Raw genomic sequence first — 24,824 nt, forward strand, 5'->3', positions numbered from 1 at the left:
AAATATGCGCGGGATTGCGTCGAACTAACGTCGGTCGAATCGCGTAGATACAGAGCATGAGGGGTCGTAATTGCGGCGAGGGCCGGGGTCGTAGGACCGCCCACGGCAAAGCGGCAGCTCGTGCCCGCGGGCCCGCCGTGTCAGGCTCCGCCGCCGCGATGACCTCAATGATTCTCGATGGGTATCGGACCCTTGATATATGCGGCGGGTGGCATGAGCGAAACTGATGTGCGCGGGGGCATACGGTCACGGAACAGGAGTGACCCTGGGGTCAGGGAGTTTATGCCCACAGGAACGGTGACCCTGCTTGTCGCCGATTTCGAGGGCTCCGAGCGACTGTGGCAGTCCCGGCCGGAGCAAATGACGGCCGCGCTCGTGCGGCTGGATCGCGCCGCCGCCGAGCTGGTCCCCACCCACGACGGCGTGCTGGTGACCGAGCCGGGCGCTGGTGACAGTTTCATGGCCGCTTTCGCGCACGCGACCGACGCGGTGGCATGTGCCGTGGAGTTGCAGCGCACGCCGCTGGCGCCGATCCGGCTGCGAGTCGGCGTGCACACCGGCGAGGTCCATCTCGACGACGCCGGCGACTACGTCGGCTCGACCCCCGAGCGGGCGGCCCACCTGCGCGAGCTGGCCCACGGCGGCCAGATCCTGCTCTCGGGCATCACCCGCGACCTGGTCGTCGACCAACTACCGGCCGACGCCTGGCTGACCGACCTCGGCGCCCATCAGCTCGGCGACCTTCCGCGCCCCGAACGGGTGGCGCAGCTGTGCCACTCCGACCTCGACATCGAATTCCCACCGCTGCGCACCAGCGGCAGCGTCGTTCCGCACGGCCTCCCGGTGCAGCTGACCCGCTTCGTCGGTCGCGTGACTCTGACCAACGACGTCGCCAAGGCGCTCTCCGAGAACCGGCTGGTGACCCTCGCCGGCGCCGGCGGGGTCGGCAAGACCCGGCTGGCGGTGCAGGTGGCCGCGCAGGCGGCGGCCGAGTTCGACGGCAACGTGTGGTTCGTCGATCTGACGCCGGTCACCGACCCCGAGGTGGTGGCGGTCGCGGCGCTGCGGGCGCTCGGCCTGCCGGACCAGCCGGGCCGTTCCGCCACGGACACGCTGGTGCGGTTCCTCGGCGATCGTCAGGTGTTGCTGGTGCTGGACAATTGCGAGCACTTGATCGACGAGTGCGCCGACCTGGCGGTCGCGCTGCTGGGGGCCTGCCCGCAGCTGACGATCCTGGCCACCAGCCGCGAGCCGATCGGGGTGGCCGGCGAGGTGACCTGGCGGGTGCCGTCGCTGTCGCTCGCCGACGAGGCGATCGAACTGTTCGTCGACCGTGCGCGTCTGGCCCGGCCCGACTTCGGCATCGCCGTCGACGACACCGCCGCGGTGCGCGAGATCTGCGACCGCCTGGACGGGCTGCCCCTCGGAATCGAGCTGGCGGCGGCGCGGGTGCGGATGATGTCGCTGACCGAGATCCTCGACGGGCTGCGCAACCGCTTCCGGCTGGTCACCGGCGTCCGTCCCGGCACCCGTCGCAAACGGACCCTGGGTGAATCGGTCGACTGGTCCCACGAGCTGCTGAGCGAGCCGGAGCGTGTCCTGTTTCGCCGGCTGGCGGTTTTCCGGGCCGGGTTCGACCTCGACGCCGCGCGGGTCATCGGCGACGGCGACCCCGCGCAGCAACTCCAGATTTTCGATCGGCTCGCCCAGCTGGTGGACAAGTCCCTCGTCGTGGCGGAAAACGCCGGTGACCGGACGCGCTTCCGGCTGCTTGACACGGTGCGCCACTACGCGCTGGCCAAGCTGCTCGAATCCGGGGAAGCCGACGAGGTGCACGCGCGGCACCGCGATTACTACGGGGCGCTGGCGGCGCTGCTGGACAGCCCCGCGGACCCCGACCATCAGCGCCGCATCGAACAGGTCGAGACCGAGATCGACAACCTGCGCGCCGCGTTCGCGTGGAGCCGCGACAACGGCGAGACCGAGCGGGCGCTGGAATTGACGTCGTCGCTGCAACCGCTCTGGCAGACCCGCGGGCGCATCCAGGAGGGGCTGGCCTGGTTCGACGCCACCCTCCCCGAGGACGACGCGGGGATCTCGGCGGTGGTGCGCGGGCGCGCCCTCGCCGACAAGGCGGCCCTGGACGCGTCGCGCAGCATCGGCGACAACCTCGAGCAGGCGCAACAGGCCGTGGCGATCGCACGCGAGATCGACGATCCCGCGCTGCTGGCACGCGCGCTCACCGCCTGCGGCGCGATCGCTTCCTACAGCGCCGACGCGGCCCGGCCGTACCTGGCCGAGGCCATCGGCATCGCGCGCACGCTGGGCGACCAGTGGCGGCTGACCCAAATCCTGACCTGGCAGGCAAACGGCGCGTTCTACGCGGGGGATCCCGTCGCCGCCGAGGCGACCTCCCGCGAAGGCTGCGAGCTGGCCGCCTCGCTCGGCGACCGATTCCATGCGCGCTCGTGCCACTGGACGCTCGGCCTGGCGCACATGATGAAGGGCGAATTGGGCGAGGCCGTCGAGCAGTTCGACGAGGTGACCGCCGACGCCGACGCGGCGCACGACGTCCTGTTCCGGTGGGGCGCGCGCCTGAGCCTGAGCCTCGTGCTGTCCTTCCAAGGCCAGGTTGAGGCGGCCGCGGCCGCGGCCTCCGCGTCGCTGGAGGCGGCGTCCGACTTGTGGCCGTACAACGAGGGATTCAGCTACGCGGTGCTGGCCACCGCGGCGCTGGCCGCCGGAGACGTCGACGCGGCGGCCGCGGCCACCGAGGCGGCGCAACAGCGGGTGACCGTGGAGGGCGAGCTGGGTGCGGCGATCGCCAACCCGATCGTCGAGGTCGCCCTGGCGCGCGGCGATCTCATCGAGGCCGGACGCTGGGCCGATCACCAGGTCGCCTCGTCGGCGGGCTGGCACCTGGCCCGGGCGCTGACCAGGCGCGCGCGCGTCGCGATCGCCAAGGGCGAGCCGGATCAGGCGGAGCGCGACGCCCACAAGGCGCTCGGCTGCGCGGCGGAGTGCGGGGCGCACCTGGCCGTCCCCGACATCCTCGAATGCCTCGGCCAGCTGGCCGCCGATGGCCTGAGCCATCGCGACGCGGCGCGGCTCATGGGCGCCGCGGACACGATTCGGCGGGAGCTCAGGGCGGTCCGGTTCCGCGTCTACGACGCGGATCACGCGCGCACGCTCGCGGCGCTGCGCGACGCCATGGGCGAGCAGGACTTCGACGGCGCGTGGGCAGAAGGCGCCGGGCTGTCCCTCGCCGAGGCCGTCGCCTACGCGCGCCGTGGCCGCGGGGAGCGCAAGCGCCCGACGAGCGGCTGGGCCTCCCTGACCCCGACCGAACGCGACGTCGCGCGGCTGGTCGCCGACGGGCTGGCCAACAACGAGATCGCCGCGCGGCTGTTCATCTCCCGGCGCACGGTGCAAACCCATCTCACGCACGTGTACGCCAAGCTCGGCATCAACTCTCGCGTGCAGCTCGCCCAGGAAGTGGCCGGCCGCGGCTGAGCGCCGCATGGGCAGTCCGCGCACCGTTAAATAGGGCCGGCGCACCGCTGAACGGTCCCCCCGCGAGGCGCGGTCCCGGCCGGAATCCACCGCCGCCGATATCACGCGAAACGCGACCTTGTTGCGGCGCCGAGCGGCGGGCAATTCGAGCGGTAGATATGAAAATTCATACTTTCATGGCGTGAATCGCGAGTATCGTTCGACGTGCCGATTCCTTCTGGGGATGAGGCGCTCCCCAGTTCGGTATGACGTCCCGGTCATGTCGCAGTGGGAGGTGCCAAATGTCGTTTGTGATCGCGATGCCGGAGGCCATGGCCGCAGCGGCTTCGGATTTGACGAATCTTGGTTCGACAATCGGCGCGGCAAACGCGGCAGCGGCGGCCCAGACGACGGGACTGTTGGCCGCAGGCGCTGACGACGTATCGACCGCCATAGCGGCGGTGTTTGGCGAGTACGGCCAGGCAGTTCAGGCCCTCAACACGCAGGCGGCAGCGTTTCATCAGCAGTTTGTGCAGGCCTTGAGCGCGGGTGCGGGCTCGTATGCGACGGCGGAGTCCGCCGCCGCGCAACCCTTGCAGAGCCTGATTGACGCGATCAACGCGCAATTCGTGGCGCAGACCGGGCGCCCGCTGGTCGGCAATGGCACCAACGGCGCCCCGGGGACGGGGCAAAACGGAACGCCCGGCGGGTGGTTGATCGGCAACGGCGGGTCCGGCGGGTCCGGAACTTCCACAGCGGGCGCCGACGGCGGGAAAGGCGGCACCGGCGGGGTCGCCGGACTGTTCGGTAGCGGTGGGTCCGGCGGAGCCGGCGGCATCGCAACGACCACCGGCAAGGCCGGTGGGGCCGGCGGCGCGGGCGGCAACGCCATGCTGGGCGGCGCCGGCGGCGCCGGCGGCGCCGGCGGGGCCTCAACCGACCTCACCGCCGGTAATGGCGGGTCCGGCGGGGCGGGCGGTAACGCTGGCATGTTCTTCGGCGCCGCCGGAACCGGTGGCGCGGGCGGGTTCACATTCGGCGGAGCCGCCACCGGCGGGGCCGGCGGGGCCGGCGGCGTCGGCGGGCTGTTCTCCGATGGCGGGGTCGGCGGGGCCGGCGGGCAGGGCGGCAGCGGCGGGGCCGGCGGGGCCGGCGGGGCTGGCGGACTGTTCAGCACCGGGGGCACCGGCGGGGCCGGCGGATTCGGTTTGTCCACCACGCCCGGCACGACCGGCGGCGCCGGCGGGGCCGGCGGCGACGGCGGGCTGTTCGGCGCCGGCGGCACCGGCGGCAGCGGCGGGGCGAGCCAAGGCAGCACCGCCGGGGCCGGCGGGCACGGCGGCAACGCCGGCATGTTGTCCCTCGGTGCCCCGGGCGGGGCCGGCGGCGCCGGCGGGGAAGGCATCAACCCCGGCCAGACAGCGGGCGGGGCCGGTGGGGCCGGCGGGCACGGCGGCATGCTCTTCGGCGATGGCGGCGCCGGCGGCGTCGGCGGGTTCGGCCGCACCACCGGCGGGGCGGGCGGCGCCGGCGGGGCCGGCGGCACGCTCACCGGCTCCGGCGGCGCCGGCGGAACCGGCGGCGCCAGTACCGTGACCGGCGGTGCCGGCGGGGCCGGCGGCACGCCCGGCCTGATCGGCGACGGCGGCAACGGCGGTAACGGCGGCGCTGGTATCACCACCGGCGGCAACGGCGGCGCCGGCGGCAACGCCACTGCCGCGCTGATCGGCGACGGCGGTAACGGCGGCAGCGGTGGGACCGGCGCGACCGCCGGCACGGCCGGCAAGGGCGGCCTCGGCGCGCTGCTGCTGGGGGCAGACGGCTCCAACGCCCCCGCCAGCCCCAACCCGCTGCACACCCTGCAGCAACAGGTCCTCGCCGCGATCAACGGGCCCACCCAGGCAATTACCGGGCGGCCGCTGATCGGCAACGGCGCCAATGGAACTCCGGGGACCGGGGTGGCCGGTGGGGCCGGCGGGTGGTTGTTCGGCAACGGCGGCAACGGCGCGTCCGGAGCGACCGCGGCCACCGGGACGCCGGGCGGGGCAGGCGGGGCCGGCGGGATCTTCTTCGGCGCCGGCGGCACCGGCGGGTCCGGCGGGATCGGAACGGCCGGTGCCGGCGGGGCGGGCGGCGCCGGCGGCAGCGGCCTGTTGTCGGGCGCCGGCGGCACCGGCGGCAGCGGCGGGTTCGGCACCACCACCGGCGGGGCCGGCGGGCGGGGCGGCAACGCCGGCGTGTTCCTCGGCGCCGCCGGGAGCGGCGGCGCGGGTGCCGTTCCCGGAGGACTCGCCGGCGCCAGCCCGGGCGGCGCCGGCGGTACCGGCGGGCTCTTCACCAACGGCGGGGCCGGAGGGCCCGGCGGGTTCGGCTCGGCCGGCGGGGCCGGCGGGAACGGCTTGGTCTTCGGTGCCGGCGGCACCGGCGGGGCCGGCGCGTTCGGCGGGGCTGGCGGGGCCGGCGGGAACGGCGGGCTGTTCGGCGCCGGCGGCACCGGCGGCTCCGGCGGCTCCGGCGACCCCACCGGCGGGGCCGGCGGGCGTGGCGGCAACGCCGGCCTACTCTCCGGTGCGTCCGGCGGCGCCGGCGGCAGCGGCGGGTCCGGCCTCCTTACCGGCGGGGCCGGTGGCACCGGCGGGACGGGCGGCTTCCTCTTCGGCTCCGGCGGCGCAGGAGGCGCCGGCGGGCATGGCGGCGCCGGTGGCAGCACTACCCAGCAGGGCGGCGCAGGAGGCGCCGGCGGCACCGCCGGCCTCATCTTCGGCGACGGCGGTGCGGGCGGGGCCGGTGGGAGCGGCGCCAACGCCGCAGGCGCCGGCACCGGCGGTGCCGGCGGCACCGGCGGCAAGGCCGGGGTGAACGGCAGCGGCGGTGACGGCGGCGCCGGCGGCTTCGGCGTCACCACCGGCGGCAACGGCGGAAACGGCGGCAACGCCGTGCTGATCGGCGACGGCGGCAACGGCGGCAACGCCGGGAAAGCCGGTGCCACCGCCGGCACTGGCGGCATCGGCGGACTGCTGCTCGGCAATAACGGGAACAACGGGAAAACGTAGCCGGCGGGTACGCCGGAGGTTGGCGTCGACACTTGCCGCGTGCCCGGTCACATCGATCCACCAGCGGGCCGGTGTGCAACGGCGAGTTCAGCCAGGCATGTCGCGGCCGCTAATAGCGCGCTCGGTGCTCTCGCCCGATCCAGAGGGGCTGCACACCCTCAGCTGCCGATCTACGACCCCCGGCGTGCGCTAACTACGAGCTTTGACCGACGTTCGTCGCCCCAAACCCACGCATCCTGGACTCGATTCCAGATGAACGTCGGGCTGGGTTAGCGAGGCGCATCCCCCCGAACGCGTGATGACGACCGGGAGGAAAGCGATGTCGTTCGTAATAGTGGACCCCGAGTTGGTGGCGGCCGCGGCGGCCGATGTGGAGAGCATCGGATCCGCGCTCAGCGCCGCCCACGCGGCGGCGGCCGGCCCGACGACCGCCGTGCTGGCCGCCGGCGCCGACGAGGTGTCGGCCGCGTTGGCGACGCTGTTCTCCGGCCACGGCCAGGCGTTTCAGGCGCTCGGCGCCGAGGCGGCGCTGTTTCATCAGCAATTCACCCAGACGATGAGCACCAGCGGGGCGATGTTCGCGGCCGCCGAAGCCGCCAACGTGTCGCCGCTGCAGACCCTGTTCGACGGGGTCAACGGCGAAGTCCAGGCACTGACCGGGCGCCCGCTGATCGGCAACGGCGCCAACGGCGCCGCGGGGACCGGACAAAACGGCGGAAACGGCGGGTGGTTGATCGGCAACGGCGGCGCCGGCGGATCCGGCACCGCCGGCGGCAACGCCGGCGGCAACGGCGGCAACGGCGGGGCCGCCGGGCTGATCGGCAACGGCGGCGCCGGCGGATCCGGCGGGGCCCCGCTGGCCCTGGGCGGCCCGGGTGGGGCCGGCGGCAACGGCGGGTCCGCCGGGTTGTTCGGCTCCGGCGGGGCCGGCGGCGCCGGCGGGAACGCGTTTGCTTCCGCGGGCAACGGTGGGACCGGCGGCAACGCCGGGATGCTCTACGGCGCGGCCGGGACCGGCGGCGCCGGCGGGCATTCCGGCAGCGTCACGCTGCCCGGCGGCGACGGGGGCGCCGGCGGCGCCGGCGGGCTGTTCTCCAGCGGCGGCACCGGCGGGCTCGGCGGGACCAGCGAGGGCGGGACGGGCGGCACCGGCGGGGTGGGCGGCGCCGGCGGGATGTTCGGCTCCGGCGGCAGCGGCGGGGGTGGCGGGGCCACCGTGGGCGGCAGCGGCGGCCTCGGTGGGGCCGGCGGGGCCGGCGGGGTGTTCGGCGGCGGCGGGGCCGGCGGCACCGGCGGGCACGGCTCGACCTTCGGCGGGGCGGGCGGGGCCGGCGGCAACGCCGGCATGCTCAGCATGGCCGCCGGCGGCGCGGGCGGTGCCGGCGGGGAGAGCATCACCCCGGTGGGCGGCATCGGCGGGGCCGGCGGTGCAGGCGGCAACGGCGGCCTGCTGTTCGGCGACGGCGGGGCCGGCGGCAGCGGCGGGTTCGGGCCCCAGACCGGCGGGCGCGGCGGGGCCGGCGGCATCGCCGGCATGCTCACCGGCTCCGGGGGCGCGGGCGGCGCCGGCGGTGACGGCGCGACCTCTCAGGGCGGGGCCGGCGGCGCCGGCGGCAGGTCCGGCCTCATCGGCAACGGCGGCAACGGCGGTAGCGGCGGCGCCGGCCAGTCCGGCGCCGGCATCGGCGGCGCGGGCGGCGCGGGCGGCAACGGCCTGCTGATCGGCGACGGCGGTAACGGCGGCAACGGGGGCCTGGGCATCGTGCGGGGCACGACGGGCACCGGCGGCGTCGCCGGTCAGCTGTTGGGCCTGGACGGCTTCAACGCGGCCGCCAGCACCAACCCGCTGCACACACTGCAACAGCAAACGCTTAACGCGATCAACGCGCCCGTCCAGGCCGTGACCGGCCATCCGCTGATCGGCAACGGCGCCAACGGGGCCGCGGGAACCGGCGCCGCCGGCGGGGCCGGCGGACTCCTGTTCGGCAACGGCGGGTCCGGCGGGGCCGCCGCGATCGGCAGCGGCGCGGCCGGCGGCAACGGCGGGGCCGGCGGCGGTCTGTTCGGCGCCGGCGGCGCCGGCGGGGCGGGCGGAAACTCGGCGGCCGGCAACGGCGGTGCCGGCGGCGCCGGCGGGGCCGCGACGCTGTTCGGATCCGGTGGCGCCGGCGGGGCCGGCGGAAGAACAGCGGCCACCGGCACCACCGCCGGGGCCGGCGGGGCGGGCGGCAACGCCGGGCTGATGGCGGGCGCCGCCGGGAACGGCGGCGCCGGCGGCGTGGCCTTCCAACCGGGCGTAAACACCAACAGCACCGGCGGGGCCGGCGGCGCCGGCGGCACCGGCGGCTTGTTCTCCACCGGTGGGATCGGCGGGGACGGCGGGTTCGGGCAGCACAGCGGGGCCGGCGGGGCCGGCGGCAACGGCGGCATGCTGTCCGGCGACGGCGGGGCCGGCGGCGCCGGCGGCTTCGGCAACCTCAACGGCACCAGCGGGGCCGGCGGGGCCGGCGGCAATGGCGGACTGTTCGGCGGCGGCGGCAACGGGGGTACCGGCGGCACCAGCCAGACCACCGCGGGCGCCGGCGGGCACGGTGGCAACGCCGGCATCCTGAGCATGGGCGCCGGTGGGGCCGGCGGCGGCGGTGGGAACAACACCGGCACCGGCACCGGCGGGACGGGCGGGGCCGGCGGCAACGCCGGCATGTTCTTCGGCGACGGCGGCGCCGGCGGCCAGGGTGGCGGCGGCGGGTCCACCGGCGCGACCGGCGGGGCCGGCGGCAACGCCGGCATGCTCAGCGGCTCCGGCGGCGCCGGCGGCGCCGGCGGAAACGGCGGCGACAGCGCGCTCACCACCGGCGGCCAAGGCGGGGCCGGCGGCAGGGCCGGGGGCATCGGCGACGGCGGCAACGGCGGCGCCGGCGGCGCCGGTGCCGGCAACACGGGCGGCAACGGCGGTGCCGGCGGCAACGCCGTCGTGATCGGCGACGGCGGCAACGGGGGCAACGGCGGGACCGGGACCCCGCCCGGCACGCCGGGCGCCGGCGGCACCGCCGGGCTGCTGCTGGGTCAGAACGGGAAGAACGGGACGCCCTAGCCTGCGCGAGTGCCGCGCGAGCCGAACGTCGCCGCGAAAAATCAGGCCGATTCTCGCAGTGGCGTTCGGCTCGCGGCGCCGGAGGCGGCTACCCCGCCTGCTTGACCGGCGGCCGGTAGAAGATGACCAGCTGGCCGACCGCGCCGGCGAGGCCGAGCCCCGCCGAGATCGCCAGGCCGGGCCAGCCGTCGTACCAGTTCTTGCCGAAGATCACCCAGTCCAAGCTCAGCCGCCCGGCGCCCAGCGTGGCCACCACGACGGCGCTGACGGCCAGCACCAGGTTGTACTCCCAGCCCTCCTTGACGATGAAGAACCCGTTGGCCCGGTGCACGGTCCACGCCGCGACCAGCATCAGCGAGACGAAGCCAGCCGCCGGGATCGGCGTGAGCAACCCGGCCGCCAAGCCCAGCCCGGCGGCCATCTCCGTGGTCGCGGCCACGGTGGCATGAAACTTGCCGGGTTTCATGCCGATGCTCTCGAACCAGCGCGCGGTGCCCGGAATCCGGCCGCCGCCGAAAAACTTGTTGAAGCCATGCGCGGCGAGCGTCAGTCCCAGCACCAGCCGCAGGAGCAGTAACCCGACGTCATACACATTCATAGGTGCAAACCTAGCGGGTGACCCGCGCGAACCGGAAAGGAGCGCGACATCAAGATCGCGATCATCGGGGCCGGCAATGTCGGGCACGCGTTGGGCACCGCGTGGCGCAACCGGGGCCACCGGGTCCTGTTCGGGGTCCGCAACCCCGACGACCCCAAGTACGCGTCGCTCGACGCGGTCGAGACGAACGAATTCGCCACCGCCGCAGCCGACGTCGTGGTGCTGTGCACGCCGTGGCGCAGCACGCGGGCCGCGGTGCAGGGCTGCGGCGACCTGACGGGCAAGGTCCTCATCGATTGCACCAACCCGCTGACCCCCGACGTCGCGGCGCTCGAGGTCGGGTTCGACAACTCCGGGGCCGAACAAGTCGCGAAGTGGGCTCCCGGCGCCCGCGTCTGCAAGGCGATGAACCAAATCGGCGCCCCGATGATGGACGCGCCCCGGCTGCCCGGCCGGCCGGTCATGTTCGTCTGCGGCGACGATGACAACGCCAAGGCGGTGACCGCCGGGCTGGTCGGCGAACTGGGTTTCGAGACCGTCGACGTCGGCGACCTGACCTTGGCGCGGCTGCTCGAGCCTTACGGGCTGCTGTGGATCCACCTGGCGCTGCGCCGCGGGCTGGGCACCAACTTCGGCTTCGGCTTGCTGCGCGGACAGTCCTGACATACTCGTCGAGGCCCGCCGGGACGGTCCCGGCGGAGCGTGCCGCACGACGAGGGGGGTGCACCACGACTCCCAGCACCGCCGTGGTCGAACTGGACGGCACCGCGCGTCGTCCCCGCGAGCTTCTCGGCAACAAGGGCCACGGCATCGACGCGATGCGCCGGCAGAACCTGCCCGTGCCGCCCGCGTTCTGCCTCACGACCGAGGTGGGCCTCGACTGCCTCACGGACCCCGCGGCGACGCTGGACGCGATCTGGGCCGACGTGCTCGACCGGATGCGCTGGCTGGAAGCGGAAACCTCACGCACCTTCGGGCGGGGCCCGCGGCCGCTGTTGGTCAGCGTCCGCTCGGGGGCCACGCACTCCATGCCCGGGATGATGGACACGATCCTGGACGTCGGGATGACCGATGCCGTCGAGCAGGCGCTCGCGGCCGAGGGCGGCCCGCAGTTCGCCGGTGACACCCGGCAGCGTTTCACCCGCATGTATCGGCGCGTCGTGGGCAAGCCGGTGCCCGCCGACCCCTACGCGCAACTGCGCGCCGCGATCGAGGCGGTGTTCGCCTCCTGGGATTCGCCCCGCGCGGTCGCCTACCGCTCGCACTACGGGCTCGACGACCGGGGCGGCACTGCCGTCGTCGTGCAGGCGATGGTGTTCGGCAACCGGGGCCCCAATTCCGGTGCCGGCGCGTTCTTTTCGCGCAACCCGATAACCGGCGCCGACGAACCGTTCGGCGAGTGGGTTCCCGGCGGCCAGGGCGACGACGTGGTGTCGGGGCTGATCGACGTGGGACCGATCACGGCCCTGCGCGACGAGCAACCCGCCGTCTACCACGAGCTGACGGAGGCCGCCCGCCGCCTGGAGCGGCTCGCGTCCGACGTCCAGGAAATCGAATTCACCGTCGACGGCGGCAAGTTGTGGCTGCTGCAGACGCGGGCGGCCGAGCGCTCCGCGCAGGCGGCGGTGCGACTGGCCATCCGGCTGCGCCGCGACGGGCTCATCGATGACGCCGAGGCGCTTCGCCGGGTCACCCCGGCGCACGTCGAGGCTTTGCTGTTGCCCGCTTTGCAGCCCGAAACACGTTTTGCCGCAAAGCTTTTAGCGAAGGGCATGCCGGCATGCCCGGGCGTGGCGTCGGGCAAGGCGTACACCGACGTCGACGAGGCGCTCGACGCGGCCGACCGGGGCGAACGGGTCATCCTGGTGCGCGATCACACCAGGCCCGAGGATGTCCTGGGCATGCTGGCCGCGCAAGGAATCGTCACCGAGGTCGGCGGCGCCGCGAGCCACGCCGCGGTGGTCAGCCGCGAACTCGGCCGGGTGGCCGTGGTGGGCTGCGGCCGTGGCGCCGCGGCGGCCCTGGCGGGCCGGCAGATCACCGTCGACGGCTCCGAAGGCGAAGTGCGCGAGGGGGAGCTGAGCCTGTCCGCGTGGTCGGAGAGCGATACGCCGGAGCTGCGCGAGCTGACCGACATCGCGCGGCGAATCAGCCCGCTGCGAGCGCACGCCACCGGCGACCACCCCAGGCTCGATGACACCTCCGAGGCAGCGGTGCGCGCGGCCATCGAGGCGGAACAGACCGACGTGGTGGCGGCCACCCCGTTGATCGTCATGCTGACCGCGCTGCGACTGAAGGCCGGGGTCGCCACATGAGCGAATTGGCGGTGCTGCAAGCGGTTCGGCTGAAGGGCCGGGTGCGTCCCGCCGACCTGGCCGCAACCCTGGGCCGGGACCCGGCCGACATCGTCGAGCGACTGACCGCGTCGGGCCTGCTGATCGACGGCGCGGCACTGCGGCTCACCCCCAGCGGCCGCGCCCGGTTGGAGGACTTGCTGGCCGAGGAGCGCAAAGGCGTCGACCCGGCCGAGATGGCCGCCGCCTACGACGAATTCCGGTCCGTGAACGCCGATTTCAAGACCCTGGTCACCGACTGGCAGCTCAAGGGTGGGGCCGAAGGCACACCCAACACCCACGACGACGCCGAATACGACGCCGCGGTGCTGGCCCGCCTGGACCGGGTGCACGCGCGGGTGCTGCCGATCGTCGACGCGGCCGCGGCCCAGTTGCCGCGATTGAGCGCCTACTCGACGAAACTGCGCGCGGCGCTGGACAAGGTCAAGGCCGGCGATACCGCCTGGCTGGCCAGGCCGCTCATCGACTCCTACCACACCGTGTGGTTCGAGCTGCACGAGGAACTGATCGGCGCCATGGGCATGACCCGTGAAGAGGCGGCGAAATCGGATGACGCGCAATAGCTCTCATGGCCTGACCCCGATTGGTTGAACCACGGCTTATGAGGGTCTCGCGGGCAGGAAGGCTCGACAAGATCATGGCAAACCACCATTGCCTCGGCCATCACCTGGCGCGATTGGAGGGCCGCATCGCGAACCTGCGACTGCGTCCCATCGTGTCGTTACGGGGCCGGGAATTCTTGCCGATACGTCTGAGCTAGACGAACGCGGGCATCGATTCCCAGCCTCGGACAGCCGACGCTGATGATAAGTGTGCGTTCTGGGTGTCGATGTCCCATTCGGGGAAGCGCTTGAGGATTTCCTCGAGCGCGACTCGTGCCTCCAGCCTGGCGAGTGCCGCTCCCAGGCAGAAGTGAGCTCCCACGCTGAAGGCCAGGTGCTGACGCGGCTCGCGATGGATGTCGAATCGGTCTCCGTCAGGCGGGAATTGGCGATTGTCCCGGCAAGCTGATGCGATCAGCGGCATCATGACGCTGCCTTCGGGCACTGTGTGGCCGTACCACTTGGTATCACGAGTGACGTAGCGGGCAAGGTGCGGTACGGGGGGTTCGTAGCGCAGCAGCTCCTCGATCGTCTGTGGAATCAACCGATGATTGGCTGCGATTTCGCTACGCTGTTCGGGATGGTCGGCGAGAACTTTTCCGGCCCAGCCGAGGAGTCGGGTGGTGGTCTCGTTGCCCGCGGAGGCGACGAGGCTGATGTAAAGCAGGATTTCGTCGCGGGTCAGCGTTCGGCGCACTCCTGTCTCGTCGTCGAATTCGACGTTGAGAAGTTCGGTTGTGATGTCGTCGGAGGGATGTTCGGCGCGCCAGTCGAGATAGGCGGCGAACACCTCGTCGTGGTGGACGCCTTCCGAGGCCAGGGTCATGGGTTGGCCGGCCTCGGTCAGCAAATGCGCATTCGAGCGTTCCCGAACTTGTTCTTGGTCGCCTTCGGGAATGCCGACCAGCATTCCGATAACTCTCATCGGCATCTGGGCACCGAGATCGGCGATGAAATCGAAACGCCCAGTGCCGACGACAGGGTCGAGACATTGTGCGCAAAACGCGCGAATCTTGTCCTCGAGTTCGGCGATCTTGCGGGGAGTGAACATCCGCGCGAGCAATTTACGATGGATGTCATGAACCGGTGGGTCTTCGAAAACGATGATGCCGGGCGGTATCTCGATGTTGGCCTTGATCACTTCGAGGATCATTCCGCGGGCTGAACTGAACGTGCCGGTGTCGACAAGCGCACGACTCACGTCCTGGAAACGACTCAGCGCATAGAAATCGTATTGCTCGTTGTAGTACAGCGGCGACTCCTCGCGCAGCCGCCGGAACACCGGGTAAGGATCGGCCAGAAGTTCCACATCGTAGGGGTCGTACCGAATGTCGTTGACCTCAGTTACGGTCATGGTCCGTCCTCCTGGTGCAGTGGAACCTGCCGCGATTCCTTGATGTATCACAGCAGACCTAGCGCCAACTGACAAGACAAATCAGAGCTAAATGTCGCGTCATCGTTGACTGTTGCGGGTCCGCTGTCGTGTGGTGAACAGGAACTCCCGCGCGGCAGTCGTGCACTTGTTCTTGAGATTTCGTACGAACTGGCACGGTGAAGCAGCAAGATATCGTTGACCTCGGCCCCCGTTCGCCATACCTTTAGCTACAGGTTGTCACGTCATACCGAACTGGAGCACGATGATGGGCCTTACCCTTGCGTAGCCATGGATGGTCGGGCCACACACCGACCTCCGATGAGGAAGCCGTCAACAGGATTCTCGACGCGGTTGACTCCTTGATTGCCGACGGCGGATCCGCCATCCGCATCAGCGACTTGGCCCGCGTTCTGGGAGTGAGCCGCCAGACCATCTACCGTTACTTTCCTGGGGCTGAAGCGCTTGTGGTCGGCAGCCAGATGCGTTCGGCTAACGGCTTTCTCGATCGTTTAGCCGATCACCTGCGTGGGTGGACAAATCCGGCGGCTGCCGTCGTCGAGGGCGTAGCATTCGCCGCCGAGGAGTTCGCCGACGACCCGCTGATGGCGCGCGTCCTAGAGACACGGTTACCGGGTGGCACGTCGGCCTCGTTCACCGCCGGTGCGGCATTCGGTCTCGGACGAGAAATGTTCCGACGATATGACGTCGACTGGGTCGCCCATGGCTTCGACCACGCTGCCATGGACGACCTCATCGAACTCGCTGTACGCACACTCCAGTCGGTTCTGCTCGATCCTCCCGAGCGGCCACTCAACCCAGTGGCACTCCGCAGGCTCGTGGGCAGATGGCTTGGACCGGCCGTCCTCTACCACCAGCTGACCCGCGACATCGATGCACTCACCGCTCTCACGCATGCCAGCCAACTGGCTTCCATCGCTCGCAGATCAGCCAAATTGGCGTGACCAGAGCGCATCCAGCCGCCAGGAGCTACCAACCCCCACCCGCGACGCTGCCGCCGGTACCCACCGATCAAGGTCTCGCGTTCGCCGTGGATCAGTTCACGAGGTCCGGCCTCTCACAGCACGGCATCCAACAGCCGGACGTACTCGTCGATATCGCGGATGGCGGACTCGGCGGCGTGCACACTGATCGCGACGGTGTCGCCGATGCCGTGCACGCCGTGAGTCAGCCCCATCACCGGGGACAGCGCCGGGTATCCGGCCGTCAGCACTACCCGGGCGCCGCCGAAGCTCAGGTCGGGGGCGCCGCGGTTGACGCTGGACACCACGGTGTTGCCGGCCACCTGAGCCGGGCGGACGTCGGGGTCGAATTGCGTGACGCCCCACCGCAATAGCGCCGCGGGCACCGCGGCGAACGCCCGGTCGGAGGCACGGGTGGCCGGGTGCTCGAAGCGGCGCCGGCCATTGGCCAGATCGGCGGCGATCCGCTCGAACCGGGCATCGAGACCCAGCTTCGGGTAGAGCCCGACGACGACGTTCCCGAAGTGGTTATGCGCTTGCGGGACACCGGGTTTGGCCATCGGCACTTCGGCGCCCAGCGAGTCGGTCCCCTCGCCGAGCAATGCGGACAACGCGGTGGACACCGCGGCCAGCGCCCCGACGGTGACCGTCGGCCCGCCCAATTGTGAGCGGTGCCGCACCAGGGTGCGCACCGATCGGGCGGCGCCCGGGCGGGCGTTGGTGGCCTGCAACGGGCGTGGCCCGAGAACCGGAGCCAGCAACCCGGCGCGGGTGTCGCGAACGAGCCGGCGATGGGCGCGCGCCGCGGTGAAAGCCCGCCCGGGCAAGAAGCCCGCCGACGGCCGCGCCACCTCCGGCACCGGCGCGTCACGCCCGAAGAGCCACGCCGCCATCGCCGCGGCGCGCGCGCCGTCGGCCAGCGCGTGTGCGATCTGCAGGACGGCAACGGTGCCCGCCCCGGGCACCCCCGGGATGCCGTGCACCGGGCTGAATACGTGCAGCCGCCAGGGCATCCGGCGCACGTCCAGCTGGTCCTCGGCGAGGCCGACGACCGCGGTCAGGCAATCGCTCCAGTCGCGGATGGCATCGTGGCGGACCACCCATTCCGGCCCGACCACCGCGGGCACCCACTGCGGATAGGCCAGCCGGCCGCGCTCGGCGACCCGAACCGTCAGGCCGGGGCACTCGCGCGCCCGCCCACACACCCCCTCGACCACGCGCCCGAGATCCGCGGGCTCGCCGTCGAACGCGTACAGCAGAAACTCGTCGTTGGGCATCTTGGCCGACATCCAGTAGAACTGCGCATCGACGGCCGCCATAAGCAGCGCCGCCATGGCCTCAGCCGGGCGAGCCGATGAAGGTGAGCACCAGGTTTGCGACCTTGTCCGGCTGTTCGAGCTGCAGGAAATGTCCCGCGTGGTCGACGATGGTGGCCTCGCTGCCGGCGGGCAGGGCTTTTTCCGTCCACCGGGTGAAAGCCGATGTCATGCAACCGTCGTCGCGGCCATGCAGGTACAGACACGGCAGCAGCGGCGCCTCGGTCCACAGCCGGTTCAATTCGGCGTACCGCGCCGGCGGCCGCGGCGCGCGGATGGTGGCCCGGTACGGCCCCAGCGCCGCCCGCCAGCTCTCCGGGGTGCCGATCGCGGCATCGACGTGACGCAGGTCCTCGTCGGCGTGATAGCCCGGCGACCACCGTCGCCACAGCAGCGGCAGCACCCAGGACGCGGAACGCTCAGGCAGCCAAGGCAATTGGAAGTAGAGGATGTACCAGCTGCGCAGCAGCTGCGGCGGTAGGTGACCGATGAGCCGCGCCCGCTCGGCCACCCCGCCCCGGCGACGGAAGCCCGCCGAGACCGGCACCGACATGATCACCGCCTTGGCGAACGGGCTGTCCGGCATCGCGGCGAGACCGGTCGCGGCGATGGCCCCCCAGTCGTGGCCGATCACGACATCACGCTCGGTGCCACCCGCGGCCGAGCGCACCCGCAGCGCGTCGTCCATCAGCGCGCCGATGTGAAAATCTCCGTCGGTCGGGATCGACGACGGCGCGTACCCCCGCATGAACGGCGCGATCACGCGCCAGCCCGCCTCGGCCAGCCGCGGGGCGAAGTTGCGCCAGCCGTAGGGGGTGTCGGGGAAGCCGTGCAGGCACAACGCGATCGGGGCATCCGGCGGCCCCCAGGTGAGGGCCTTCAGGTCGCCGGCCGGACCGGGCACGTCGATCCAGCCCGGTTTACCCACCGCAGGCTCGCAAGGTGTCGTCAGCCATGTTCACTCCCCTGGTCGGCGCGCGTCCGCACCGACCAACCTAACGCCTGCGCGTCCGGCGTGGCGGGACCGACCGGCCTACCGGGCGGGCTCCCCGGCCACCGCCCGCTCCAGGTCGGCGACGATGATCTTGCGCATGCCGTACATCGCGGCGGTGGCCGCCGCCGCGCGCGCCCGATCCGGGTCGCCGATCAATTCGTAGAGCCGGTCGGGGACGATCTGCCAGCTCAGGCCGAAGCGGTCCTTGCACCAGCCGCACTGCGATTCCTCGCCGCCGTCGGTCAACCGCTCCCAGTAGTAGTCGACCTCGTCCTGGTCCTTGCAGTGGACCGTGAAGGACACCGCCTCACTGAAGTGGAAGTGGGGCCCGCCGTTGATGCCGATGAACCGGGTGCCGTCCAGCACGAAGCTGCCCGACAGGACCGTTCCCGGCTCCCCGGGCCCGGCCTCGGTGGTCCGGTTGAAGCCCTCGATTCGCGAGTTGGGGAACACCGAGGTGTAAAACTCCGCCGCCTCCTCCAGGTTGTTGTCGAACCACAGCGAGGGCGTGATCGATGGCATGGCCGTCTCCTTGCATTTGTCGTTGGGGTGTCCCACAGGTAGACCGAAGCGGCGACGAGAACTCACCGGCCCCCCAGAAGAATGCTGCCACCGGGGGCCAACGCCTCGGTGAATAGATTGCCTAGGTAACGTCGAAGGGCGATCAACCGAGAGGACGCCCATGAGCGCCGTGAGCAGCAGTTTTCAGACGGTCGAGTTCACCGGCCACCAGGGGATCACCCTGGTCGCCGACGAATGGAACCGCGGCTCCAGCCGGGCGGCCGACCGGCCCACGATTCTGATGTTGCACGGCGGCGGCCAGAACCGGTTTTCCTGGAAAAACACCGGCCAGATCCTGGCCGACGACGGATTTCACGTCGTGGCGCTGGATTCTCGCGGCCACGGTGACAGCGACCGCGCACCGGACGCCGACTACGACGTGGAGACGCTGACCACCGACGTGATGCACGTGCTGGACGCCATCGGCCGGCCCGTCGTGATCATCGGGGCGAGCATGGGCGGGCTGACCGGCATCCTCGCCGCCGACCGGGCCGGCCCCGACCGGGTGACGCAACTGGTGCTCGTCGACGTGGTGCCCCGGTTCGAGAAGGGCGGCAGCGCCCGCATCCGCGACTTCATGTTCAGCGGCCTCGACGGGTTCGAGTCGCTCGAGCAGGCCGCCGACGCCGTCGCCGCCTACCTGCCCTACCGCGAGAAGCCGCGCAGCCCCGAGGGGCTGAAGAAGAACCTGCGCCTGCGCGACGGGCGCTGGTACTGGCACTGGGACCCGGCGTTTATGACCAAGCCCGGCGACGACCCCGAACTGCGCACCGAGAAGTTCGAGCACGCCGCGACCAACCTGTCGATCCCCGTCCTGTTGATCCGCGGCAAGCTGTCCGACGTTGTCAGCCCCGAGGGCGTCCAGCACTTCCTCACCCAAGTGCCCCGCGCCGAGTTTGTCGAACTGTCCAACGCGGGGCACACCGCGGCCGGCGACGACAACGACGCGTTCAGCGAAGCCGTCGTCGCCTTCGTCGAGAGGGCTAGTTAGCCGGCTTCTCCGCGTGCCCGCCGAACTGCTTGCGCATCGCCGATAGCGCCTTGTTGGCGAAGTCGTCCAGCTGGCGGCTGGCGAAGCGGGACTGCAGGGCGGTCGTCAACACCGGCGACGGCACCCCCTCGTCGATCGCCGCGATGGCGGTCCACCGGCCCTCCCCGGAGTCCGAGACCCGCCCGGAGAACTCCTTCAGCTCCGGGGATTCGTGCAACGCGATCGCGGTCAGGTCCAGCAGCCACGAGCCGATGACGCTGCCCCGGCGCCATACCTCGGCGACGTCCGGGATGTCGAAATCGTATTGGTAGAACTCGGGATTCGAAAGCGGCGCGGTTTCGGCGTCCCCCTGCTGTATCTGCTTGCCGATGTCGGCGTTGCGCAGGATGTTCAGCCCCTCGGCGAGCGAGGCCATCATCCCGTACTCGATGCCGTTGTGCACCATCTTGACGAAGTGCCCCGCCCCGGACGGGCCGCAGTGCAGGTAGCCCTTCTCCGCCTGGGCGATCGCGCCGTCGCGGCCGGGTGTGCGCGGCGCCGCGTCCACCCCGGGTGCAACGGTGGCGAAGATCGGCTCGGCAAGCTCGAACGCGTCGTCGTCGCCGCCGATCATCAGGCAGTAGCCGCGCTCGCGGCCCCACACCCCGCCGCTGGTGCCGCAGTCGAGCAAGCGAATGCCCTTCTCGCCCAACGTCTTCGCGTGGCGGATGTCGTCGCGGTAGTACGAGTTGCCGCCGTCGATCACAATGTCGCCGGAGTCCAGCGTCTTGGCCAGCTCCTCGATCACCCCCGTGGTGATCGTCCCGGCCGGCACCATCACCCAGACCACCCGTGGGGCGCTGAGCTTTTCGGCCAGCTCCGCCAGCGAGGACACCCCGGTGGTGTTGTCCTCGCCGGCCATCGCCTGCACCGCTTCGGGGCTGTGGTCGTACACCACGCATTCGTGGCCGCCCTTGGCCACGCGCCGAACGATGTTCGCGCCCATGCGGCCCAGGCCGATCATCCCTAGCTGCATTTGTCCCGTCTCCTTAGTTGGTTGCCTGCGTGCGGTGGGGTAGCCATGGTTCCTGCCAGCTGCGGTGACCGTGCAGCAGCGACTGCGCGGCCTCGGGTCCCCACGAGCCGGGGTCGTAATGGTGGATGCGGCCCGGCTTGTCCAGCACCGGCTGCACGATGCGCCACGTCTCTTCGATGGCGTCCTCGCGGGCGAAAAGCTGGCGATCGCCGGTGAAGGCGGCGTAGAGGAGCCGTTCGTAGGGCCGCACCGCTTCGCCGAGATCCTCGGCGAACGACGAGTCGAGGTGCACGTCGTGCCAGGAGTTTCCCGCCTGGGCCGACAGCTGCAGGCGCAGCCCGGGGTCGGGGTCGATGCGCAGCACGATCTGGTTGGGCTCGGGCGGCCGCCGGTTGGGCAGGAAGGAAAACCCGGGGACGTGGTGCAGGAACATCCGCACCTCGGTGACCCTCTCGGGTAGGGCCTTGCCGGAGCGCAGGAAGATCGGCACCCCGGCCCAGCGCCAGTTGTCGATCTCGGTCCGCAGCGCGATGTAGGTCTCGGTCTGCGAATCCTTTGCCACCCCGGCGACGTCGGTATAGCCGCGGTACTGGCCGCGCACGCACCGCTGTGGATCCAGCGCCGGCATCGCCCGGAACACCTCGGCCTTCTTGTCGTTCAGGTCGTCGTCGCTGGGGCCGACCGGCGGCTCCATCGCGACGAGCGCGAGCACCTGCAGCAGGTGGTTCTGCACCACGTCGCGCAGGGTGCCCACGGCGTCGTAGAACTTGCCGCGGTCCTCGATCCCGAAGTCCTCGGCCATGGTGATGTGGATTTCGGAGATGCTGTCGCGGTCCCACACCTTGGCCAGGCCGTTGTTCGCGAAGCGCAGGTACTGCAGCTCCTCGACGGGCTGTTTGCCCAAAAAGTGGTCCACGCGCAGGATTTGGTCCTCGTCGAGCACCGCGCGCAGCCGGGCGTTCAAATCGCGCGCGGAGGCCAGGTCGTGGCCGAACGGCTTTTCCACCGCGACGCGCGCGCACTCCAGCAGGTCGACCTTCGCGAGGTTTTCGACGATCGGCGCGAACAACGACGGCGGCATCTCCAGGTAGTACAGCGGGCGGCGGTCCTTGCCGATCCGCTCGGCGAGCTGCCGGTAGAGGCCGGGATCGGTGACGTCGCCGTGCAGGTAGGACAGCCGGGCCGCGAACCGGTCGAACACCGCGTCGTCGAGTTTCTCGCCGGACTCGCCGATCGCCTGCCGCGCCCGCTCGACCAGCTTCTCGAGGGGCATGTCGTCACTGGCCACGCCGATGATCGGGCACTTGAGCAGGCCCCGCGACTCGAGCCGGTACAGCGCGCGGTAGGTCATCTTGCGGGCCAGATCACCGGTAATGCCGAAGATCACCAAAAGATTCGACGAGCCAGTCTCACCGTCGGCCAAGACGCGCACCTCCCTTGAGATTCGCTACCCGCGGCGACCCGTGCTCAACCCTAAACATTGCCTATGGGCCCGACAACCCGAAGCAATCCCGGCCTTTGGCAGGATGCCAAGCGTGGGTGACATGCTGCATCTCACGGTCTACGTCCTCGCCGGGGCGGCGGTGATCGAAGCCGGCGCCATCGCCGTGCTCTCGGTGCTGCTGGTGCGCGGCCGCCGCGAGATCGAAGAGTTGCGAGCGCGGACCGACGCCCGCAACCAGCTGCTGTCGGGCGGTCGCGAGGCCGTCAAACGGGTGTGGAACGCCGCGAACGTGATGCGCAAGGAGGGCTTCGGCGCCGCCGTGCGCAGCTCGATCGAGGACCTCGCCGACTGGGCCGAGGTCGAGCGGCCCGACCTGGCCCGGGTCACCCCCGACGGCCGGGTGGTGATCCTGTTCTCCGACATCGAGGAGTCCACCGCGCTCAACGAGCGCATCGGCGACCGCGCCTGGGTCAGGCTGATCAGCTCGCACGACAAGCTCGTCTCGGGACTCGTGCGGCAACGCTCCGGCCACGTGGTCAAGAGCCAGGGCGACGGCTACATGATCGCCTTCTCGCGCGCCGAGGAGGCCGTGCGCTGCGGCATGGACGTCCAGCAGGCGCTGCACCAAGACGCAAAACGCAAGCGGCACCAGGAGATTCGGGTCCGGATCGGCATCCACATGGGCCGGTCGGTGCGCCGCGGCGACGACCTGTTCGGGCGCAACGTCGCGATGGCGGCACGGGTCGCCGCACAGGCCGTCGGTGGGCAGATCCTGGTCAGCGAACCGGTGCGAGACGCCCTGCGCGACTGTGACGGCATCCGATTCGACAAGGGGCGCGAGGTCGAGTTGAAAGGCTTTTCGGGCAGCTACCGGTTGTTCTCCGTCGAACCCGAGGCCGATCCCGCCTTGGAGTGAAAGCTCGCCGCGTCCGATTCGGCCAGCCGCTCGTGCAGCCGCGCGCGGATCTCGTCAGGTGTGTAAGCGCGTCGCCTGCGTTGGTCGCGGGCCACCAGCACTCCCCCGGCGACGACGCCGGCGGCGCCGGCAAGCCCGATCCACTTCCAAACCCTGCGCATACCTGACAGGCTATTACCACGCAAGGACGCCCGCGAAGTCCTCCCGGGCCCATAATGACTGCGATGGTGAAACCCGAAGCGACGAGCGGACTTACATGCTGACACTGGACCAGGCGCTGGACGAGACCCGGACCGGCGACCTCTGGCTGTTCCGCGGCCGCTCACGACCCGATCGGGCGATCCAGACGTTGACGAATGCTCCGGTGAATCACGTTGGCATGACGGTGGCCATCGACGACCTGCCCCCGTTGATCTGGCACGCCGAATTGGGCGACAAACTGGTCGACTTCTGGACCGGAACCAACCACCGTGGAGTACAGCTCAACGACCTGCGCCAGGCCGTGTTGCAGTGGACCGATCGCTACCAGCAGCGGTGCTGGCTGCGTCAGTTGACGCCCTACGCCACCCGCGAACAGGAGAACCGGCTGCTGCAGACGATCGCGCGAATGGATGGCACCGCGTTTCCCACCACCGCCCGGCTGACCGGCCGGTGGTTCCGCGGCCGGCTCCCGACAATCAACGATTGGGTGCGCGGAATCCCCTTGGTGGACAAAAAGGTTCGCGAACAGACGCAACGTCGCAGGCAGGAGCGCAAGATGAGCCTGGAGACGGCGTACTGTGCGGAGACGGTGGCGATCACCTACGAGGAGATGGGTCTGCTCGTCACGGACAAGGACGCGAATTGGTTTGACCCGGGCTCGTTTTGGAGTGGTGACACGCTCCCGCTGGCCCCGGGGTATCAGCTCGGCAGCGAAATCGCGGTCACCGTCGGCTAATCGACCGTCATTTCGCCCAGCTCGGACCACCCCGTCACGTCGATGGTCTGGCTGATGATTTTGGGGGTGGACGTCAGCGCCTGCGGGAGCTCCTGCATCGCGCGCTTGAAGTGATCGCTGTTGACGTGGACGCCCCCCGCGTCACCGTCCCGGAACGCCTCCACGAGGACGTACTCCGCCGGGTTGTCCAGGCTGCGCGACCACTCGAACCACAGGTTGCCGGCCTCGGCACGGGTGGCCGCGGTGAACGGGGCGACCAGTTCCGGCCAGCGGTCGGTCCACTCGGGCTTGGTCTCGAACTTGACGACGATGAAGATCATGGCCGCAGGATACGTGCCGCGCGCCTACCGGCCGTCAGCGGTTCTCCAGCAAAATTCGCCTGGGCGTCCACTTTGACGCCTAGGCGAATTTCTGCTATTGGCTAATCTCCCGCCATTTGCGCGCAATCAAGTGACGCACGTCACAAACCTGGCGATTATCGCGACCGGTTCACATTCGCGGGGAATGGGCTCCTATTCGGATAATGAGACCGGGGCGAATCCAATTCTTTATGGATTGGGAATTGCGGGATCCGCGGGCGGCGGCGCGTCCGGGGCCGGCGGCGCGGGCGCTGTCGCGTCGACCAGAACCGCGGGCGGAGCCGGCGCCTCCGGGGGCGGCGGCGGAGCGTCCGGCGGGGGCGGCGGCGCGTCGGGCGGCGGCGCCAGCGCGAGGTCGCCGTCCGGCATCGGCAGGAACATGTGGTGCGTGAATCCGGCCTGGTAGGCCCCCGCACCCCCAATGCGCACGCCGCCGCGTTCACCGCTGGACACGGGCGTGCCGTCCGGCAGCGTCACCGCCGTGTGACCGCCGTTCCAGCCGATCACCAACGCGTTGGGCGCGGTCCCGTACTGGAAGCCGCGCTGCAGCAGCGCGGATTCCTCGTTGCCGGTGTTGAACCTGCTGCCGAAGACCGGCCTATCGGTCGCCGCATTCGCGACCCAGGAAGCGAGCCCAGAGCAATCGGTCCCGGCGGGAGAATCTCCACCCGGAATATAGGGCGTCCCGGAGACCTGATTGATGAGCGACATCAACGTTGCTAAAACAACCATGGGCAGGCACG

20 protein-coding genes are annotated in these 24,824 nt (G+C 71.1%); 10 read left to right on the forward strand and 10 right to left on the reverse strand.

All coding sequences use genetic code 11. The features are described from left to right. The first annotated feature begins 282 nt into the window (after window positions 1-282). From AC5Y2S_RS15825 to AC5Y2S_RS15835, 3 genes are all read left to right on the forward strand, one after another. The gene (locus tag AC5Y2S_RS15825; RefSeq protein ID WP_499957014.1) at window positions 283-3,513 is read left to right on the forward strand and encodes a LuxR C-terminal-related transcriptional regulator; all 3,231 of its coding nucleotides are present in this window, start codon (window positions 283-285) and stop codon (window positions 3,511-3,513) included. A 281-nt stretch (window positions 3,514-3,794) separates the two neighbouring features. Continuing rightward, window positions 3,795-6,545, forward strand: coding sequence for a PE family protein (locus AC5Y2S_RS15830; RefSeq protein WP_499957015.1), 2,751 nt, complete (start codon window positions 3,795-3,797; stop codon window positions 6,543-6,545). A gap of 319 nt (window positions 6,546-6,864) precedes the next feature. Next, on the forward strand, window positions 6,865-9,639 hold the full coding sequence (locus AC5Y2S_RS15835; protein WP_499957016.1) for a PE family protein: 2,775 nt from the start codon (window positions 6,865-6,867) through the stop codon (window positions 9,637-9,639). Between the two features lie 88 nt (window positions 9,640-9,727). Here the strand turns inward: AC5Y2S_RS15835 and AC5Y2S_RS15840 are convergent, their stop codons facing one another. Next, on the reverse strand, window positions 9,728-10,237 hold the full coding sequence (locus AC5Y2S_RS15840) for a DoxX family protein (RefSeq protein WP_499957017.1): 510 nt from the start codon (window positions 10,235-10,237) through the stop codon (window positions 9,728-9,730). Window positions 10,238-10,291: 54 nt separating this feature from the next. Between AC5Y2S_RS15840 and AC5Y2S_RS15845 the strand changes: the two genes are divergently transcribed. Genes AC5Y2S_RS15845 through AC5Y2S_RS15855 form a run of 3 tightly spaced genes read left to right on the forward strand, consistent with a single transcriptional unit; the run spans window position 10,292 to window position 13,154 of the window. Then, window positions 10,292-10,900, forward strand: a complete 609-nt coding sequence (locus AC5Y2S_RS15845; protein ID WP_499957073.1) for an NADPH-dependent F420 reductase — start codon at window positions 10,292-10,294, stop codon at window positions 10,898-10,900. Next, window positions 10,897-12,552, forward strand: a complete 1,656-nt coding sequence (locus AC5Y2S_RS15850) for a pyruvate, phosphate dikinase (RefSeq protein WP_499957074.1) — start codon at window positions 10,897-10,899, stop codon at window positions 12,550-12,552. The genes AC5Y2S_RS15845 and AC5Y2S_RS15850 overlap by 4 nt, the downstream gene beginning before the upstream one ends. Next, window positions 12,549-13,154 carry a helix-turn-helix domain-containing protein gene (locus AC5Y2S_RS15855; RefSeq protein WP_499957018.1) on the forward strand — a complete coding sequence of 202 codons (606 nt, stop codon included), beginning with the start codon at window positions 12,549-12,551 and terminating at the stop codon, window positions 13,152-13,154. The genes AC5Y2S_RS15850 and AC5Y2S_RS15855 overlap by 4 nt, the downstream gene beginning before the upstream one ends. Window positions 13,155-13,347: 193 nt before the next feature. Here the strand turns inward: AC5Y2S_RS15855 and AC5Y2S_RS15860 are convergent, their stop codons facing one another. Further along, on the reverse strand, window positions 13,348-14,547 hold the full coding sequence (locus AC5Y2S_RS15860; RefSeq protein ID WP_499957019.1) for a cytochrome P450: 1,200 nt from the start codon (window positions 14,545-14,547) through the stop codon (window positions 13,348-13,350). 299 nt (window positions 14,548-14,846) lie between these two features. On the opposite strand from AC5Y2S_RS15860, the gene AC5Y2S_RS15865 reads away from it, so the two are divergent. Further along, a complete protein-coding gene (locus tag AC5Y2S_RS15865) occupies window positions 14,847-15,530 on the forward strand; it encodes a TetR/AcrR family transcriptional regulator (RefSeq protein WP_499957020.1) in 684 nt (227 codons plus the stop codon). 113 nt (window positions 15,531-15,643) lie between these two features. Here AC5Y2S_RS15865 and AC5Y2S_RS15870 read toward each other — a convergent pair whose 3' ends face one another. From AC5Y2S_RS15870 to AC5Y2S_RS15880, 3 genes are all read right to left on the reverse strand, one after another. Further along, window positions 15,644-16,882: a WS/DGAT domain-containing protein gene (locus AC5Y2S_RS15870; protein WP_499957021.1), complete on the reverse strand. Its 1,239-nt coding sequence runs from the start codon at window positions 16,880-16,882 to the stop codon at window positions 15,644-15,646. A gap of 4 nt (window positions 16,883-16,886) precedes the next feature. Beyond that, entirely contained in the window at window positions 16,887-17,792 is a 906-nt protein-coding gene (locus AC5Y2S_RS15875; protein WP_499957022.1) for an alpha/beta fold hydrolase, read from the reverse strand. A 105-nt stretch (window positions 17,793-17,897) separates the two neighbouring features. Beyond that, the gene (locus AC5Y2S_RS15880; RefSeq protein ID WP_499957023.1) at window positions 17,898-18,380 is read right to left on the reverse strand and encodes a VOC family protein; all 483 of its coding nucleotides are present in this window, start codon (window positions 18,378-18,380) and stop codon (window positions 17,898-17,900) included. Window positions 18,381-18,540: 160 nt separating this feature from the next. On the opposite strand from AC5Y2S_RS15880, the gene AC5Y2S_RS15885 reads away from it, so the two are divergent. After that, a complete protein-coding gene (locus tag AC5Y2S_RS15885) occupies window positions 18,541-19,410 on the forward strand; it encodes an alpha/beta fold hydrolase (protein ID WP_499957024.1) in 870 nt (289 codons plus the stop codon). On the opposite strand, the gene gnd is transcribed toward AC5Y2S_RS15885, so the two are convergent. Then, window positions 19,403-20,425: a phosphogluconate dehydrogenase (NAD(+)-dependent, decarboxylating) gene (gnd, locus tag AC5Y2S_RS15890; protein WP_499904916.1), complete on the reverse strand. Its 1,023-nt coding sequence runs from the start codon at window positions 20,423-20,425 to the stop codon at window positions 19,403-19,405. The two genes, AC5Y2S_RS15885 and gnd, sit on opposite strands and share 8 nt — an antisense overlap. Before the next feature lie 13 nt (window positions 20,426-20,438). Further along, on the reverse strand, window positions 20,439-21,848 hold the full coding sequence (locus AC5Y2S_RS15895; protein WP_499957025.1) for a glucose-6-phosphate dehydrogenase: 1,410 nt from the start codon (window positions 21,846-21,848) through the stop codon (window positions 20,439-20,441). Between the two features lie 103 nt (window positions 21,849-21,951). On the opposite strand from AC5Y2S_RS15895, the gene AC5Y2S_RS15900 reads away from it, so the two are divergent. Further along, the gene (locus AC5Y2S_RS15900; RefSeq protein WP_499957026.1) at window positions 21,952-22,785 is read left to right on the forward strand and encodes an adenylate/guanylate cyclase domain-containing protein; all 834 of its coding nucleotides are present in this window, start codon (window positions 21,952-21,954) and stop codon (window positions 22,783-22,785) included. On the opposite strand, the gene AC5Y2S_RS15905 is transcribed toward AC5Y2S_RS15900, so the two are convergent. Next, complete coding sequence (locus AC5Y2S_RS15905) at window positions 22,737-22,946, reverse strand: hypothetical protein (RefSeq protein WP_499904920.1); 210 nt, start codon at window positions 22,944-22,946, stop codon at window positions 22,737-22,739. The genes AC5Y2S_RS15900 and AC5Y2S_RS15905 overlap by 49 nt on opposite strands. 95 nt (window positions 22,947-23,041) lie before the next feature. Here AC5Y2S_RS15905 and AC5Y2S_RS15910 point away from each other — a divergent pair, with 95 nt between their 5' ends. Beyond that, a complete protein-coding gene (locus AC5Y2S_RS15910; protein WP_499904921.1) occupies window positions 23,042-23,722 on the forward strand; it encodes a guanylate cyclase in 681 nt (226 codons plus the stop codon). Here the strand turns inward: AC5Y2S_RS15910 and AC5Y2S_RS15915 are convergent. Together AC5Y2S_RS15915 and AC5Y2S_RS15920 are read right to left on the reverse strand one after the other, a co-directional pair. Next, window positions 23,719-24,042: a putative quinol monooxygenase gene (locus AC5Y2S_RS15915; RefSeq protein WP_499957027.1), complete on the reverse strand. Its 324-nt coding sequence runs from the start codon at window positions 24,040-24,042 to the stop codon at window positions 23,719-23,721. The two genes, AC5Y2S_RS15910 and AC5Y2S_RS15915, sit on opposite strands and share 4 nt — an antisense overlap. Before the next feature lie 228 nt (window positions 24,043-24,270). Continuing rightward, window positions 24,271-24,813 (reverse strand): peptidoglycan endopeptidase, encoded by a 543-nt coding sequence (locus AC5Y2S_RS15920; protein WP_499957028.1) that lies wholly within the window; start codon window positions 24,811-24,813, stop codon window positions 24,271-24,273. Window positions 24,814-24,824: the final 11 nt, after the last annotated feature.

Source organism: Mycobacterium sp. NGS69 (assembly GCF_059812165.1).